The organism is Streptomyces sp. NPDC053426 (genome assembly GCF_055585405.1).
Map to the genome: position 1 here is coordinate 75020 of NZ_JBVJKE010000001.1, position 16591 is coordinate 91610.

The window sequence follows — 16591 nt, forward strand, 5'->3', positions numbered from 1 at the left end:
GGTGGAGCCGGAGCGGTTGTACAGGTTCTGTCCGCGAGCGGATCCCAGGAAGTCGATGAAAGCGAGGGCCTCCTTGCGATGCGGGGTGTCGGGGTTGAGGCCATGGGCGGCCGAGACGGCACCCGGCATCCGCGTGTCGCCGGGGTCGTCGTTGGCGGGCAGTGCGGTCATGCGCGGTGTCAGGTCGGGGCAGCGGCGCGTAGTTCGGACAGCGCGCTCGCGACCCGGACGGCCCCCACCGCCCGGCCCGTGGCCACCTGGTCGAGAGTCTCCTCGTACGTCGTGTCCAGTGGGTCGGCGTCGAAACAGCCGCGGTCGTCCATCTCCATGTACTTGCGCAGGGCGGTTCTCCAGCCGGAGCCGGCGAAGGTTTCCTTGCCGAGTTCCATGTTCTGGTCGAAGTCCGGTTCGTCGGCGTAGACGGTGGTCGCGACCAGGGCGTAGGTGATGAGCTGGGTGACCCAGGGGGTGGCGTCGCCCGAGGCGAGGAGGACCTTGTCGTGGTCGACGGTGCCGTTCGTGCCCGGGTAGGTGGCGGGGGTGGTGCCGGAGCCCTGGGTGGCGTCGGTGGGGAAGGTCACCGGGAGGCGGCCGGCCGGGTCGCTGTCGCCGAAGAGGACGACGGCAATCGCGGTACCTGCACCCCGGCCCGCGTACCACGCCTGCACCACGGCCTCCACGTCGTTCAGCCATGAGGTGGCTACGGGGCCGTCGGTCGGCATGGCGTCGGGCGCCCTGCTCATCGCCCCCTGGGCCGACCGGATCGGCCGACGGCCGGTCATCCCGGCCGGTCCGACCGTCGCCGCCGCGGACATGTCGCTGTCCTCGGCCAGTCAGAACTGGCAGCAGCCGGGGGCACTCCGCCTTCTCACAGGCGTCGGTATCGGCGCCGTCCTCGCCTGCGGCAACGTCATCGCCGGTGAGTTCGCCTCCCGCCGCCGGCGCGGTCCGGCCGTCAGTCTCGACTCCACCGGGTACGCCGTGGGCGCGACGATCGGCGGCATCTCCTCGGTCGCCCTCATCGACCGCTACGGGTGGCGCTCGGTGTTCCTGGCCGGCGGACTCGCCACCCTGGCCGTCGTCCCCCTCGCCTTCCGTCTCCTGCCGGAATCACTCGGCTTCCTCCTCAGCAGGAGACCCGCCGACGCCCTGAGCCGTGTCAACGAACTGGCACGCCGCATGGGACAGCCGGACCTGCCCGCGCTCCCGGACGGGGAACCGGCGATGCTCACCTCCACGGGCGGATTCCGCCGCCTCCTGGCACCGGACCCGCGCAGCCCCACCCTGGTGCTGTGGGGCGCCTTCTTCCTCGTCATGGCGGCCTTCTGCTTCGTCACGAGCTGGACGCCGACCCTGCTGGTGCAGGCCGGTACGTCCGCGACGCAGAGCCTGACCGGCGGGACACTGCTCAACCTGGGCGGCGTCTTCGGCACCGTGCTCCTGGGCGCACTGGCCGCACGGTACGCGCTCGGCAGTGTCCCGCGTACGTATCTTTTCGTGTCCGCGGCACTCGTCGTGGCCTTCGCGTCGTCCACCGGCACACTCGTCCTGGCCTTCTGCATCGGCGCCGTCATCGGAGTCGCGGTCAACGGCTGCGTCGCCGGCCTCCACGCCCTGACGCCGGGCGTCTACCCGGCGCCGCTGCGGGCCACGGGTGTGGGAGCGGCGATCAGTGCCGGCCGCGTGGGTGCCATCATCGCGCCCACCGCGGCGGGCCGGCTGCTGGACGCGGGCTGGACACCGCTGGTCCTGTACGTCACGACGGGTGCGGTGTTCTGCGCGGCCGGCTTGCTTCTGCTGGCCGTGCGTGGGAAACAGCCGACGGTGAAGGCCGCGCGCGGCACCGAGCCGACACCGACACCCCTATGACGCGGAGGTGAGGGAAACCAGCCTGACCTGGTGGAAGACCAGCGGGCGGCATACCACTCGAGGCTTCGGACGCTCTCGCGTCGGGTCCCGCCCTCCTGGGCGCGGCGTTCGTGGTACGCCCGGAGGTGCGGGGCGTGGTGCTCGACGAGCCGGGTCAGGCGTTGGTTCAGCTCGTCGAGCTGTTCGATGCGCTCGGCGAACATGCGCAACGTCATGTGAGTGGTCCGGGCCACCGCGCGTGCATGCCGTGGCCCGCCCCTCGGTCCGCAGCCCCGTCGCCGCGGCGGTGCCCGGCACGAGGCGCTGCGATGCCTTGGGCCTCTCAGGTCGAATCGCGGACCACGAGCCGGCACGGGACCGTGTGCACGCCGGACTTCGGCTCGGAGTCGATGGCGTCCAGCAGCCTCAGGGCTGCCTGCCTGCCGATCTCGGCGAGATCGGTGTCGATCGTGGTGAGGGGCGGCCTGCTGGCCAGGGCCATGGTGTCCCAGTTGTCGTAACCGACGACGGCGACCTGGCGGGGGACATCCACTCCGGTCTCGCGCAAGGTGTCCGTCACGCCCCGGGCGATCTGGTCGTTGCCGCAGAAGAAGGCGTCCGTGTCGGGCGCGGTGCGCAGGACCGCCTCGACGGCGCGCCGCCCCCACGCCTCGCTCCACTCGCCGAAGTGCACCCGGCCCGTGGACAGTTCGAGACCGGCCGCCTCCAGCAGTTCACCGGTGTGCCGGGCCCGGTTCTGTGCGGCGGCGTGATGGGCCGGCCCTGTGATGTGCGCGATGCGGGTACGGCCGGTCGCCAGCAGGTGCTCGACGGCCAGGGTCACTCCGCTGAGTTCGTCGGAGACGACGGAGATGTCCTCCGGGTCGGTGGAGGGCGACAGGGCGTAGACGGTCGGGATGGGCTCCACGCCCTTCAGCGGCGGGCGGGGGTCGGTGCGCCGACCGGTCACGATGATGCCGTCGACCCGGCGGTCCACGAGGTTGCGCAGGTGGTGCTGTTCACGGATGCCGTCACCGCGGGTGTCGCACAGCAGCACGGAGATCTTGCCCGCGCCGAGGGCGTCCTCCGCCCCCAGCAGCACCGGTGTGCTGAACCTGCCGATGCCGTCCGTGGTCATCAGGCCGACCGTCCAGCTGCGGCCCGTGTGCAGGCTCTGCGCCTGCGGGTTGGGCCGGAAGCCGAGCGCCACGACGGCGTCCAGGACCCGCTGGCGGGTCTCGGGCCGCATCCGGCCGCTGCCGCTCAGGGCCTTCGACGCCGTCCCGACGCTTACGCCCGCGAGCTTGGCGACGTCCGCGAGCCGTGCCCTCCCGGCCGGTGGGGAATCTGCTTCAGCGGACACGCGCAAACCTTTTCCTTTCTGATGTGTGGCACAGCATCCTGACACGGGCATGCCTCCCTGGCCAGTCCCCCGTGAATCTCCACGATACTCGCCGCACGCCCCTTGACTCTGCCGCAAGGGCTTCCTAGGTTGCCGCTAGGAAAACGATTGCTCAATTTTGCCCGGGACAGGTCGAGACGGTCGCCGGGCACTGCCGACTCAGCCCGCGACAGCCCGTCAGCCCCTCAGCCCGTCTCCGGGACGCCGTGCACCCCGAGCATGCCGGAGATCCTTTCCTCACTACTTTTCCGGAGAGCCATGCCCAGCCCTGGTCGTGCCGCACCCCCGTCCCGCCCTTCCGAACGGGCCGCAGTCCCCGCCGGCCCGGTCCGTCCCGGTCCGGGCGCCAGGGCCCTGCTCACCCCCGCCGCCGTCCAGGTCCGCGCAGGTTTCTGGCACACCCGCCGTCAGGTGAACGCCGGCACCTCGATCCCGCAAGGTCCTGCCCTGCTGGAGTCGGCGGGCAACCTGAGCAACCTCCGGATCGTGGCGGGCCTGGCGGACGGTGAGTTCCGGGGCGCCTACCCGTTCGTGGACTCGGACGTCTACAAGTGGCTGGAGGCCGCTTCCTGGCAGCTCGCCCGGCCCGGCCCCGCGGACGACGGCCGGCTCGCGGACGGCGTGGAGCGCATCGTCTCCCTCGTCGCCGAGGCCCAGCAGCCCGACGGCTACCTGAACACCTGGTTCCAGCTGCTCAAAGGCGGCGAGCGCTACAAGGACCTGCGCTGGGGCCACGAGCTGTACTGCGCCGGACACCTGATCCAGGCGGCCGTGGCCCACCACCGGAGCACCGGACGTCCCGAACTCCTGGATGTGGCCGTGAAGTTCGCGGACCACATCGACTCCGTCTTCGGTCCGCCCGGCAGCGGCAGACCCATCGACGGCGTCGACGGCCACCCCGAGATCGAGACCGCCCTGGTCGAGCTGTACCGCGAGACCGGCGAACGCCGTTACCTCGACCTCGCCGGATACTTCGTCGACCGCTTCGGCCACGGCCTGCTCGGTGGTGAGGCGTACTGCCAGGACCGCGTCCCGGTCCGTGAGGCCACCGACGTGGAAGGCCACGCCGTGCGCCAGCTCTACCTGCTGGCCGCCGTCACCGACCTGGCGACGGAAACAGGCGACGAGGAACTGCGCGCCGCCGCGCAGCGGCTGTGGGACGCCATGACCCGCACCAAGACCCATCTCACCGGCGGACTGGGCGCCCACCACGACGAGGAGGACTTCGGCGATCCCTACGAGCTGCCGAACGAGCGCGCCTACTGCGAGACCTGCGCCGCCATCGCCTCCGTCCAGTGGAGCTGGCGGATGGCCCTGCTCACGGGTGAGGCCCGCTACTCCGACCTCGTCGAGCGCACTCTCTACAACGGCTTCCTGGCCGGTGTCTCGCTGGACGGCGAGCGCTGGCTGTACGTCAACCCGCTCCAGGTCCGCGACGGCCACACCGACACCGGCGGGGACCAGTCCGCCCGCCGCACGCGATGGTTCCGCTGCGCCTGCTGCCCGCCGAACGTGATGCGGCTGCTCGCCTCCCTGGAGCACTACCTCGCCTCCAGCGACGACCGCGGCCTGCAGATCCACCAGTACGTCACCGGAAGCTACGCCGGCGAGGTCCAGGGCGCCCCGGTCCTGGTGCGCGCCGAGACCGACTATCCGTGGCAGGACACGATCGCCCTCACCGTCGAACAGACGCCGACCGACCGGCCCTGGACCCTTTCACTGCGCATCCCGCAGTGGTGCACCGAGTACCGCGTGCGCTGCGGGAACGTGGTCCGCGACGCGACCGACGCACCCGCCGCCGACGGCTGGCTGCGTCTGGAACGCACGTGGTCCCCCGGTGACCGAGTGGTCCTCGAACTCGCCCTGGAAGCCCGTCTGACGGTGGCCGACCCGCGCGTGGACGCCGTCCGGGGCTGCGCCGCGATCGAGCGCGGACCTCTCGTGTACTGCCTGGAAGGAGTCGACCACCCCGGTGGCGGTCTGGACGACATCGTCCTCGACACCACCCGGCCCCTCGCCGTCAAACACCGCCCCGACCTGCTCGGCGGCGTCACCACGGTCGTGGCCGCGGGCCGGCGCCGGACCATCGGCGACCCGGGCTGGTGGCCGTACGCGAACGCCGGCGGTGCCGACCCCGGCTACAGCGACGAACCGGTCGAACTCACCGCCGTTCCCTACTACGCGTGGGCCAACCGTCAGGACAGCTCCATGCGCGTGTGGATCCCCACGCTCTGAACCACCTGCGGTTCCCACCTGACGCTTCCGCGTCTCCGGACTCAGCACGTCGCGCCTTCGCCATCTGCCAGTTCCGCCTCCAAGACAACGAGGTCACCGTGAGAAACCCCCGCCGCCTTCCGATCACCGCCGTCGCCGTCGCCGTCGTCGCGGCGCTCGGCACCGTCGCCGCCTGCGGAGGCGGCGCCGGCTCCTCCGACGCCGAATCCGGCGGCGCCGGGAAGACCTACACGTTCTGGGACCCGTATCCCCAGTTCGATGCCTCCTCCCAGTGGGGGAAGCTCGTCGAGCAGTGCGGTACCGAGGCCGGCGTCGAGGTCAAGCGCACCGCGTACGACACCACGGACCTCGGCAACAAGGCCCTGCTCGCCGCGCAGCAGGGCAACGCCCCGGACGTCATGCTGGTGGACAACCCGGTCGTGTCGACGCTGGTGGAGGCGGGGATCCTCAACAAGGTCACCGACGTCGGCCTGGAGACCGGGGCGGTCCAGGAGAACATCCTGGGCGCCGGCACCATCGGCGGAGCCGCCTACGGCACTCCGATCGGCGCCAACACCCTCGCGCTCTACTACAACAAGGAGGTCCTGGACGCGGCCGGTGTCGACCCGGCCTCCGTCAAGGACTGGGACTCGCTGACCACGGCGCTGAAGAAGGTCAAGGACAAGGGCAGGAAGGGCATCACCTTCTCCGCCATCAACACCGAGGAGGGCAGCTTCCAGTTCCTGCCGTGGTTCTGGGGCGCCGGCGGCGACCTGACCGAGCTGGACTCCCCGGAGGGTGAGGCCGCACTGTCCCTGTGGGAGCAGTGGGTCGACAGCGGGTACGCGCCGAAGAGCGTCCTGCAGAACACCCAGACCACCAGCTGGCAGGAGTTCGCCACCGGTGACTACGCGTTCGCCGAGAACGGCACCTGGCAGCTCGGCAACGCGGAGAAGGCCGGCTTCGAGTACGGCGTCATCAGCATCCCGGGCCGGGACGGCGGCTCGGCGCCCGTGCCGACCGGCGGCGAGTTCGTCACCGTCCCCGTGCAGGAGGACACGGCGCGCTACGAGACCAGCAGCAAGATCGTCACCTGTCTGACCAGCTCCGACAACCTGCTGAAGACGGACACCACCCTGTCGTACGTCGCGCCGACCGAGGAGGTGCAGAAGCAGCAGGTCGAGGCCGACGCCGAGCTGGAGCCGTGGGTCACCGCGGTGGCCGCGGCCCGCGGCCGCACCAGTGACGGACTCGGCACCAAGTACCCGGTCATCTCCGAACCGATGTGGATGGCCGTGCAGAGCGCCCTCTCCGGCGGCCAGAGCCCGAAGGACGCACTGTCGGAGGCGCAGGAGGCCGCGGGCAAGGGCCAGCGCTGACACCGACAGGCCGCACGGCAACGCCTCCGGGGCACCGTCTCACGTGACCACGGTGCCCCGGCCGGCCCCGTACCCAGGAGACCGCATGACCATCACCCGCGCCGACCGCCCCCACCGCTGGCCCAGAACCGGGACGCCCACCCCCGGCCACGTGACGACCGGTTCGGCACAACAGCGGCGGCAGCGCCGCACGAGCCGGCTCACCGCACTGGCCTTCCTCGCACCGCTGGCGCTCTACCTCGCCGCGTTCTACCTGTATCCCCTGTACCGCAACCTCGACCTGAGCCTGCGCGACTACACCGTCAGGTCGTTCGTCTCCGGTGACGCCCCGTTCTCCGGACTGGACAACTTCCGTACCATCCTGGACGACCCGACCTTCGGGCCGGCGCTCACGCACACCATGGTCTTCACCCTCGCGTCGATCGCCTGCCAGTACACGGCGGGCCTCGCCCTCGCGGTCTTCTTCAACCGCGGGTTCCGGCTGTCCGGCACCCTGCGGGCGCTGTTCCTGATCCCGTGGCTGCTGCCGCTGATCGTGTCGGCGTCGACCTGGTCCTGGATGTTCAACAGCGAGTCGGGCGTGATCAACTACGCGCTGAGCCTGGTGGGTGTCGGTCCGGTCGACTGGCTCGCCTCTCCGGACTGGTCGCTGGCCTCGGTCATCATCGCCAACATCTGGATCGGCATCCCGTTCAACCTGGTCATCCTCTACAGCGGCCTGCAGAACATCCCCGCCGAGCTGTACGAGGCCGCCGCCCTCGACGGGGCGAGCGCCTGGCAGCAGTTCCGGCGCATCACCTTCCCCCTGCTGCGTCCGGTCTCGGCGATCACCCTGCTGCTGGGACTCGTCTACACCCTCAAGGTGTTCGACCTGATCTGGATCATGACCAAGGGAGGTCCGGGCGACTCCTCGTCCACCCTGGCCACCTGGTCGTACCAGCTCGGATTCGGCACCCTGATGCCGAAGTTCGGTGCCGGCGCGGCGGTGGGCAACATCCTCATCCTGATCGCCCTCGTCTTCGGCCTGCTCTACATCCGCGTCCAGAGGAAGCAGGAAGCATGACCGCCCGCCGCTCCCGCCCGCGCACCGTCATCGGCCTCCTGCTCACCGCCGTGATGCTCTTCCCGGTGTACTGGATGGTCAACGTCTCCCTCACCCCGCAGCGCGACATGCGCAAGTCACCGCCCGACCTGCTGCCGCTGCACCCCACCTTCGAGGGCTATCGCGCCGTCCTCGACGACCAGCTGCCCTACCTCGGCACCAGCCTGCTCATCGGTCTCGGCACGGTCGCGCTCACCCTCGTCCTGGCCGCCCCGGCCGGCTTCGCGCTGGCCAAGCTGCGCCCCCCGGGCGGCGGGGTGCTCGGCCTCGCCCTGCTGATCGCGCAGATGATCCCCGGCATCGTCATGGCGATGGGCTTCTACGGCGTCTTCCTCGACCTCGGGCTGCTCAACTCGTGGTGGGGGCTGATCATCGCCGACTCGACCATCGCCGTCCCGTTCGGCGTGATGATCTTCACCGCGTTCATGTCGGGCCTGCCCGGTGAGCTCCTCGCCGCCGCCCGCGTCGACGGAGCCGGCACCTGGCGCACCTTCCGGTCGGTCGTGCTGCCCGTCAGCCGCAACGCCGTCGTCACGGTCTCGCTCTTCAGCTTCCTGTGGGCCTGGTCCGACTTCGTCTTCGCGAGCACGCTCGACGGCGGCGGTGAGATGCGCCCGATCACCCTCGGCATCTACCAGTACATCGGCAACAACAACCAGGAGTGGAACGCCATCATGGCCACCGCGGTCGTCGCGTCCGTGCCCGCCGCGGTCCTGCTCGTCCTGGCGCAGCGCTATGTGGCGGCGGGCGTGACCGCGGGGGCGGTCAAGGACTGATACCCGTACTGTCGCCCGCTGCGCCGCTCACGCGGGCCATCTCCCGGGTCCGCCCCCCGTGACCGGCCGCGGGGCCGCTTGACGACGGACCGGCGACGTCCCACGCCGGGTGACCGCGCGGCCCCGCGGTCACCCGGCAGACCGATGTGCCCGGACGGCTGCCAGAATCAGCGCATGCAGTCTGGGCGTTCGACGACTCTGTCCGAAGTGGCTCGCCGCGCCGGGGTGTCACTGACGACGGCCTCCAAAGCGATCAACGGCCAGGCCCGCGTCTCCGACGAGGCACGTGCCCGGGTGCTCAAGGCCGCCCGCGAACTCGCGTACACGCCCAACCGGATCGCGCGCAGCCTGATGAGCGGACGTACCGGCACGGTCGGGCTGGTCGTGGCGGACAGCGACGCGCAGCGCTTCGTGCTGCCCATCCTGCTGGGCGCGGAGGAGGCGCTCAGCGAGATCGACCTGAGCATGATCGTCAGCGATGCGCGGGGCGACCGGGCCAGACTGCGGCGGATCGTCGAGCGCTTCGCGGAGCGGCAGGTCGACGGCGTCCTCGTCGTCGGCGACAACAACACCCCGACCACGAGGGTCGGACGGCTCCTGGAGCAGCCGGTGGTCTACGTCTACGGGGAGACCGACGGCGCCGCGGACGTCGTCCACGTCCCGGACGACCAGGGCGGGGCCCGTGAGATCACCGAGCACGTCCTGGCCGGCGGCCGGCGCCGGATCGCCGTCATCACCGGTCCCGACCAGGCGCGGGCGGTCCGGGAACGCGGCCGGGGCATCGCGGCCGCCCTGCGTGCGGCCGGGCTGACCCTCGCGCACGAGGTGCTGCACGGGCAGTGGTCCCAGCGGTCCGGCAGGGTGCTCGCCGAACGGCTGCTCGCGCAGAGTCCCGGTGTGGACGCGATCGTCTGCGGTTCCGACCAGATCGCCACGGGTGTCGCCGAGGCACTGCGCGGCGCCGGCCTGCGGGTTCCGCAGGACGTCGCGATCACGGGCTTCGACAACTGGCCCATCTTCGCCCTGGAGAGCGACCCGCCGCTCACCACGGTCGACATGAACCTGCACACCCTGGGAGCCGCGGCTGTCCGCGACCTCTTCGACATGATCGACGGCAGGCCGGTCGGCGGCGGCGTCCGGCTGCACCGGTGTGCGGTCCTGGTCAGGGACTCCACCGCGACCGCGTCGGCCGGGTCCTGATCGACCGATTGAGGAAGCGCTTCCTCAACTCCCGAAAAATTTTTGGCAATTCACCTCACCCGACCTGTTGACGCGACTCGGACGCCGGGTGAAGCATCGGCGCAACACAGCGCTTCCGCAACGCGACTTCCAGCATGCTCCTCCGTGAGCCCGCGTCATGCACAGCTGCGTCCCACACCCCTTTCCCCTCCGGGGTGGGACGCGCCCTGGTGAGGAAGCGCTTCCTCACATCGGCCCCCACCCGAAAGGCCCGCCATGTTCTGGCCACGCCGCCGGACGTCGTCCGGCACCTCCCACGAGTCCGCTCCGACCACCGGCAGATCCTCCCGTCTGCGCCGCGCCGTCGCCCACGCCACCGTCGGGATCGCCGTCATCGCCGCCGGCAGCGTGGTGGCAGCCCCCGCCCACGCGGCCGGCAACACCCTCACCGTGAACGTGGGCACGACCGTCCGCCCGGTCACCCACGTCGCCGCGGGCGGCCTCTACGGCGTCGACGACGGAGCCACCGCACCCTCACTGAGCCGGCTCTACCCCCTGCGCCTGAACACCCTCACGCAGCCCCCGCCCGGCAACCAGCAGCTCGGCAACGGCGCCACCACCCCGTGCTGCGACGGACTCGACGTCGCGGACAAGGTCACCTCCGCCGGCGGTCAGCAGTACCTGCGGCTCTCCGACATCTTCAGTGCCTTCCCCTACAACTGGGTCAGCTGGGCGGACTGGGAGTCCAAACTCACCACCATGATCCAGGAGCGGATGGCGGCCACCACGACCACCAACATCGCCGGCTACGAGATCTGGAACGAGCCGGACTGGACCTGGGAGGGCAGGCTCGACGACACCGAGGGCTCCTTCCACGACATGTGGACCCGCAGCTACGAGATCATCCGCGCCATCGACACCAAGACGCCCATCGCGGGTCCCGGCACCGCCGGGTACGACCACGACTGGATGTACGCCTTCATGAGGCACGCCAGGGACACCGGCACCCTGCCCGACGTCATGGTGTGGCACCAGCTCGGCACCAACAGCGGCTGGCAGACCGTCCAGGCCAACGTCGACGACTTCCGGGCCGTCGAGACCTCCCTCGGCCTGTCGCACCGCCCCGTCTCCATCAACGAGTACGGCTCGCCCAGCCAGGTCGACCAGCCCAGCGTGGCCGTGCACTACATGGCCGAGTTCGAGCGCGCGGGCGTGCACGACGCCGAGCGGGCCTACTGGTACGAGGCCGGCACGATGAACGGCCTGCTCCACAACGACCGGCCCACGGCGTCCTACTGGGCCTACAAGTGGTACGGCGACCAGTCCGGCAACATCGTCGAGACCGTGCCGCAGTCCTGGCTCGACGGCGTGGCCTCCTACGACGCCGGCCGCAAGCAGGTCAACGTCGTCTTCGGCGGCGACAGCGGCAACAACACGGTGAAGATCAACGGCGTCGGCGCACTCGGCTCCCAGGTGAACGTGACGCTGTCCCGGACCAACGACACCGGCCGCCACACCAACCAGTCCGCACCGGTCACCGTCTCCACCCAGACGTACACCGTGGCCTCCGACGGCAGCATCACCGTCCCCGTCAACGGCATGAACGCGGTCATGGCGTACCAGTTGCTGGTCACCCCCACCTCCGGCACGCCCACCTGGCAGCAGACGTACGAGGCGGAGAACGCCACCGTCGTCAACGCCAACACCCACAGCTCCAGCTCCGCGTCGAACGGCGGCTACGTCGGGCAGATCGACAACTCCGCCGACATGCGCGACCAGAGCTTCGTCGACTTCCTCGTGTACGTGCCGAGCGCGCGCACCTACTCGATGGGCATCAAGTACGCCAACGCCACCGGCGCCAACGCCACACACGGACTCGCGTACAACGGCGGCGCCTGGTCCACCGTCACCTACCCGCCGACGAGCTCCGGCTGGGGCAAGCCCACCGGGACCGCCACCGTGAACGTCAACCTGCGCGCGGGCTACAACATGATCCGGCTGGCCAAGGGATCCCCGGGCTTCGCGGGCGGCACCGGTTACGCCGAACTGGACAGCATCACCCTCCAGTGACCCCGGCCGCCCGGCCACGTCCGTGAAGCGCCTCCCCACCGGTCACGAACCGGCGGGGAGGCGCTTCCCGCGCCTTCCCGCCGGCAATCACAGGGATGACTCAGGTCACACAAGGGGGTCCCGAGGTTTCTGACATCCGACGCCGCGCCCCGGGTCCCCCGTACAAGGGCGCGCCCGCGCCCCCGGAACGCGACGGCTCTCCCCCGAGGGCGGTCACGTTCCACCGGCAACGAAGGAATCGAACAACATGAGCCATCGCGCACGCCGGTCACCGAAGAGGAGGACGGTCATCACCGTCTCGTCCTTGGCTGTCGTCGGCGGGGTCACGGCCGCGCAGGACCGTTCCCCGCAGCACCGTTCCGAAGCCCGGCACCACGCGGACGAGAAGGACGACTCTCAGCACGACCGCGGGCCGAAGCGGCACCGCCCCTCCGCCTCGCCCTCGGTGAGCGCTTCCGCGTCCGCCGGGTCGAGCGCGGCGCCCTCCGCGCCGGCGAGCACACCGGCGGCCACCGCCTCCTCCGCCCCGGCGGCCGCGCCGAGCCCGAAGAAGTGCGGCACCGGCACTTTCGCGACGGAGGCCGTGAAGGACGGTTCGGCCTGGACCGCCCGGCGCGGCGACACCGTCACCTACACCGGTGACGACATGGCCGCGGCCATCACCTCGGCCATGGCGAGCCTCGGCGCTCGACCACTCACCACGCGTCAGCTGCCCGGCGGCCTCCATCCACCACAGCGACAGCACCTCCCGGTCCTCGTCCTCCAGCCACCGGCCGGCCTCCACCGCCTCACGGCGCTGCCCGCTGAGATCCAGCCGCAGGATCGTGACGTCCGCGAAGTCCGCCTGCGGGTCGTACTCCTGGGTCAGTTCCTCGGGCAGTACCGGGCTGGGCCGGTTCCGTCCCGTCCGCCACCACATACGGGCCTGCCGTACGGCGATGGCGACCAGCCATCACCGGAACCGCTCCGGCTCCCGCAGTTCCCCCAGGCCGCCCACCGCTCGCACCATCGTGTCCTGGACGACGTTGTAGACGAGCGGGAGACTGGCGGCCACCAGCGCCGGATCAGCCAGAACGGTCCGGTCGTTCGGGGGTTGCGCCATGTGCCCTGTCCCGATGTGCCGCCATGGATGCCGGTGAGAGCAGCCAGTATGCCGTCCGAGCCTGTTGACGGAGGTGGCGGTTGTCCCTCGGGGGCGATGGGAGGGCATGGCGGCTGTGGGCGGCGCGGCGGTCGGCTGAGAAGCGGGGCGCCGGTGGGCGCCGGGCTGTGTTCGAAGACGCGGCGGGCCGCAGGGGCTTCTCATCACTCCGGACAAGCCATGAGCCGTGGTGTGGAGGTTCGTTGCCGCACGAGGAAACCGGATGGTGGGGACTTGAGACTCCTGCCGTGCACGAGGCCGCCGGGCAGCGGGACGCGGTCAGCCGCGTAATCGCACGCGATTGACCCGCGACGTCGGCGGTCGGCTCCGGGATACTGATCGCCCATGGATGAGGTCGAAGTCGTCGTCGCCCATGCCGAGCGCGCGACTCTGCGCGTCGGTGACGTGTTCCTGAAGGTGGACGCCGACCAGGCGCGCATCGACGTCGAGGTCGAGGCGATGTCGCTGGCGCCGGTCCCGACCCCGGAGGTCCTGTGGCGCAAGCCGCCCGTGCTCGCGGTCGCCGCACTCCCGGGCACGACGCTGGGGCGCCTCGGCGGGCCGTCGACCGGGTCGCCGGCGGCGTGGGCCGCGGCGGGCGCCGCCATCCGGAAACTGCACGAAGCGCCCCTGCCGCCCCGGCCGGGCCGGGCCGGCCGGAGCATCGTCGCGCTGGCGGCGGAACTCGACGACGAGTGCGAGTTGCTCGTGGCGAACGGTGTCCTGCCCGCCGACCTGGTCACCCGCAACCGCCGGGTCGCCGAGGCCGCGCTCCGGCCGTGGACTGCGGCGTTCACACACGGCGACCTGCAGATCGCACACGTTTTCGTCGACGGCGACGAGGTCACCGGCATCATCGACTGGTCCGAGGCGGGCCAGGGTGATGCCCTGTACGACCTCGCCACCTTCACGCTCGGACACGAGGAGCACCTCGACGACGTCATCGCCGGCTATGGCAGCGACATCGACCTCGACGTGATCCACGCGTGGTGGTCGTTGCGAAGCCTGCTGGCAGTTCGCTGGCTGATCGAGCACGGCTTCGACCCCTTCGCGCCGGGCTGCGAGGTCGACGTGCTGAGATCCCGGATGTGAGGCTGCGCGGGATCGACATGCAGATCTGGCCCTGGTTCAGGAAGTTGCCCCAGGTGGCGAGGTTGACCGCTTGGCCGACGTCGGCGTCGTGGCGCACGATGAACGCCGAGTTCCCGCCCAGTTCCAGGTGGGCGCGCTTGAGGTGGCGGCCGGCCGCCTCGCCCACGGACCGGCCGGCGCGGGAAGCACACCCCGCGCGCCCGAGGGGGCGGCGTCTCGCGGTCCTGCGGAAGGCCGGGTCCGTGCTCCGTGTTCGGAGACGGCGTGTCCCGGCAGGTCCGCAGGCGGTCGCGGACGCCGTCCACGGTGACGGACAGGCCGGGACGGCGACCGGCGATGTCCGTTCACCGGCTGCTTCGCGCGGTCCACACCGTGCCACGGGCCTCGTACTCGAGCATCTCCTCCAGGCCGACCGCGGCGTCCGCGCCGAGTTCCCGGCGCACCAGCCACAGGGCGAGGTCCAGTCCGGAGGTGACCCCGCCGGCGGTGACCAGGTCGCCGTCGTCGACCACGCGGGCGTTCTTCAGCACGCCGCCCTGCCGCTCCAGGTCGGCCCGCGCCCGGTGGTGGGTGGTGCAGGGGCGTCCCGAGGTCAGCCCGGCGGCGGAGAGCAGCATCACGCCCGTGCACAGCGCGCTGACGGTCAGTCCCGGGCGGGCCGCGGCGGCCAGGGCCCGGGGCAGGGCTCCCCGCCCGATCTCGGCCCACACTCCGGGGTCCTCGCGGCGCGCGTACCCGCCGCCGGGGACGACGAGGAGGTCCGCCTCCTCGGGGGCCCACCCGTGGTCGACGCGCAGGCGGGTGCCGTAGGCGGCCTCGACGGTACGAGGGCCGTCGAGCGTGACGTAACGGACCTCCACCTCCCGGGCGGCGAAGTAGCCAGAAGCGGAGAACACCTCGTACGGGGCGGTGAAATCGAGTTCTTCCACGCCGTCGAACATGACGACGTGTACGCGTAAAGGTCGGTCTCGCCCGGGAGTTCGGGAGGATGCCGCGTCGGCCCGGGTGGCGGCGCCGGCCGTCAGCGTCGCGGCCCCGAGCGCGGTGGTGGCGTGCAGGAGGGTACGGCGGTTCATCTCGGTCGGTACTCCGTTTCCCGGTCGGTCATGGGCAGGGTGCGGGCTCGTCCGCGAGGTACGGAGGTGCCGGGTCGTACTGGAGGGCACGGCGCACGGCGCGGGCGTGCTCGCGCCCGTGCAGGTGGCCGACGAGCCACAGGGTGCTGTCGATGCCGGCGGAGACGCCCTGGCTGGTGAGCAGGTTGCCGTCGACGACGTAGCGGGCGTCGCGTACGACGGTGACGTCGCCGCGTTCTTCGAGCGCCTCCTCGTACTGCCAGTGGGTGGCGACCCGGCGGGACCGGGCCGGGCCGGCGGCGTGCAGCAGGAAGGTCCCGGTGCAGACGCCGACCACCCAGGTGGCGTGCGCGGCGGTGCCGGTGAGCCAGCCGGTGATCCGCTCGTTGCGGGTCTCGGCCTCCCGGGCGCCGTGACCGCCCGGTACGAGGACGACGTCCAGGGGCGGGTGGTCGCCGAGTGTGCGGTCCGGCAGTACCCGCATGCCCTGGGAGCACCGGACGGGCTCGGCGCGTTCGGCGAGGAGCAGGACGTCGTCCGCGCCGTCGCGCAGTCCTGAGGAGGTGGTGAACACCTCCCACGGGCCGGTGAAGTCGAGTTCCTGCGCCGAGTCGAACAGCAGGATTCCGTACGTGGTCACGGTCAGTTGCCCCAGCGCGCGGCGTCGGCCATGGTCTCCATCCGGGTCCTGTGCGGCGGCACGGACCGCTCCCGCAGCAGTTCGGACGCGATGGAGAAGAGCGGGGCCTTCTCCGGGCGGTGCCGTGCCTGGGCGACGATCTCGTCGGTGAGGGTGGTGGCCATGGACAGCCGCGGATAGGCGGCGTGGATCGCGGCCCCGGTGGCGTCGTCGACGCAGTCCGTGTCCCAGCCGAAGTCCATGCCGGTCCCCTGGTGCACCAGGGCGCACAGGGTGCCGCGGCGCTCGGCGACGCCCGGCGTCGTGTGCAGGGCGACGGCCTCCCAGACGGCGTCGACGTCGGCGGCGGGCAGGCCCTGCTCGGTGAGGAACTCCGCGGCCGTGTCGGCGCCGTCCACCTCGAACCGCTGGTGGCGATCGCCCGCCCGGGTCAGGCCGATGTCGTGCAGGACGCAGGCCAGGAACAGCAGCTCCGGATCGTAGTCGTGCCCCGGCCTCGCGCCCTGGTGGTCGGCGCGGAGGCGGGCGAACAGCGCGCTGCGGACGCTGTGGTTGGCGGTCGCGGTGGACTCCGTCTCACGCACCAGGGCCAGCGCCCGGCGGGCGAGGGGGGTGTCGGGGAGCGGCGGGACGGCGGTGGTCATCACGTCGTTCATGGCATCGATGGTCGTC

The 16591-nt window shown here is 71.2% G+C and carries 15 protein-coding genes and 1 pseudogene; 8 read left to right on the plus strand and 8 right to left on the minus strand.

The genetic code is table 11. The features are described 5' to 3' along the window. Positions 1–179: 179 nt before the first annotated feature. A complete protein-coding gene (locus tag ACZ62B_RS00300) occupies positions 180–743 on the minus strand; it encodes a glycoside hydrolase family 3 C-terminal domain-containing protein (protein ID WP_469688976.1) in 564 nt (187 codons plus the stop codon). On the opposite strand from ACZ62B_RS00300, the gene ACZ62B_RS00305 reads away from it, so the two are divergent. After that, on the plus strand, positions 721–1869 hold the full coding sequence (locus tag ACZ62B_RS00305) for an MFS transporter (protein WP_469688978.1): 1149 nt from the start codon (positions 721–723) through the stop codon (positions 1867–1869). The genes ACZ62B_RS00300 and ACZ62B_RS00305 overlap by 23 nt on opposite strands. Before the next feature lie 322 nt (positions 1870–2191). On the opposite strand, the gene ACZ62B_RS00310 is transcribed toward ACZ62B_RS00305, so the two are convergent. Beyond that, complete coding sequence (locus tag ACZ62B_RS00310) at positions 2192–3211, minus strand: LacI family DNA-binding transcriptional regulator (protein ID WP_344556796.1); 1020 nt, start codon at positions 3209–3211, stop codon at positions 2192–2194. A gap of 297 nt (positions 3212–3508) precedes the next feature. On the opposite strand from ACZ62B_RS00310, the gene ACZ62B_RS00315 reads away from it, so the two are divergent. From ACZ62B_RS00315 to ACZ62B_RS00340, 6 genes are all read left to right on the plus strand, one after another. Beyond that, positions 3509–5485: a glycoside hydrolase family 127 protein gene (locus ACZ62B_RS00315; RefSeq protein WP_469688980.1), complete on the plus strand. Its 1977-nt coding sequence runs from the start codon at positions 3509–3511 to the stop codon at positions 5483–5485. A gap of 98 nt (positions 5486–5583) precedes the next feature. After that, entirely contained in the window at positions 5584–6843 is a 1260-nt protein-coding gene (locus tag ACZ62B_RS00320) for a sugar ABC transporter substrate-binding protein (protein WP_469688982.1), read from the plus strand. A gap of 85 nt (positions 6844–6928) precedes the next feature. Then, positions 6929–7906 (plus strand): carbohydrate ABC transporter permease, encoded by a 978-nt coding sequence (locus tag ACZ62B_RS00325; protein ID WP_469688984.1) that lies wholly within the window; start codon positions 6929–6931, stop codon positions 7904–7906. Beyond that, on the plus strand, positions 7903–8721 hold the full coding sequence (locus tag ACZ62B_RS00330; protein WP_344556788.1) for a carbohydrate ABC transporter permease: 819 nt from the start codon (positions 7903–7905) through the stop codon (positions 8719–8721). The genes ACZ62B_RS00325 and ACZ62B_RS00330 overlap by 4 nt, the downstream gene beginning before the upstream one ends. A 174-nt stretch (positions 8722–8895) precedes the next feature. Next, entirely contained in the window at positions 8896–9921 is a 1026-nt protein-coding gene (locus ACZ62B_RS00335) for a LacI family DNA-binding transcriptional regulator (RefSeq protein WP_344556787.1), read from the plus strand. Between the two features lie 255 nt (positions 9922–10176). Beyond that, positions 10177–11970: an RICIN domain-containing protein gene (locus ACZ62B_RS00340; RefSeq protein ID WP_469688986.1), complete on the plus strand. Its 1794-nt coding sequence runs from the start codon at positions 10177–10179 to the stop codon at positions 11968–11970. Positions 11971–12366: 396 nt separating this feature from the next. Here the strand turns inward: ACZ62B_RS00340 and ACZ62B_RS00345 are convergent, their stop codons facing one another. Both ACZ62B_RS00345 and ACZ62B_RS00350 read right to left on the minus strand, forming a co-directional pair. Further along, positions 12367–12600, minus strand: coding sequence for a hypothetical protein (locus ACZ62B_RS00345; protein WP_469688988.1), 234 nt, complete (start codon positions 12598–12600; stop codon positions 12367–12369). Between the two features lie 322 nt (positions 12601–12922). Next, positions 12923–13072, minus strand: a complete 150-nt coding sequence (locus tag ACZ62B_RS00350) for a hypothetical protein (protein WP_469688990.1) — start codon at positions 13070–13072, stop codon at positions 12923–12925. A 384-nt stretch (positions 13073–13456) separates the two neighbouring features. Here ACZ62B_RS00350 and ACZ62B_RS00355 point away from each other — a divergent pair, with 384 nt between their 5' ends. Continuing rightward, the gene (locus ACZ62B_RS00355) at positions 13457–14203 is read left to right on the plus strand and encodes a phosphotransferase family protein (protein ID WP_469688992.1); all 747 of its coding nucleotides are present in this window, start codon (positions 13457–13459) and stop codon (positions 14201–14203) included. On the opposite strand, the pseudogene ACZ62B_RS00360 reads toward ACZ62B_RS00355, so the two are convergent. The 4 genes and pseudogenes from ACZ62B_RS00360 to ACZ62B_RS00375 form a co-directional block, all read right to left on the minus strand. Further along, positions 14202–14390: pseudogene (locus ACZ62B_RS00360) on the minus strand (aldehyde dehydrogenase family protein); the annotation flags it as partial. The gene ACZ62B_RS00355 and the pseudogene ACZ62B_RS00360 sit on opposite strands and share 2 nt — an antisense overlap. Before the next feature lie 157 nt (positions 14391–14547). Further along, complete coding sequence (locus tag ACZ62B_RS00365) at positions 14548–15279, minus strand: DJ-1/PfpI family protein (protein WP_469688994.1); 732 nt, start codon at positions 15277–15279, stop codon at positions 14548–14550. Positions 15280–15307: 28 nt separating this feature from the next. Next, on the minus strand, positions 15308–15919 hold the full coding sequence (locus tag ACZ62B_RS00370) for a DJ-1/PfpI family protein (protein ID WP_469688996.1): 612 nt from the start codon (positions 15917–15919) through the stop codon (positions 15308–15310). A 2-nt stretch (positions 15920–15921) separates the two neighbouring features. Then, positions 15922–16575, minus strand: a complete 654-nt coding sequence (locus ACZ62B_RS00375) for an HD domain-containing protein (RefSeq protein ID WP_469688998.1) — start codon at positions 16573–16575, stop codon at positions 15922–15924. Positions 16576–16591 lie beyond the last annotated feature (16 nt).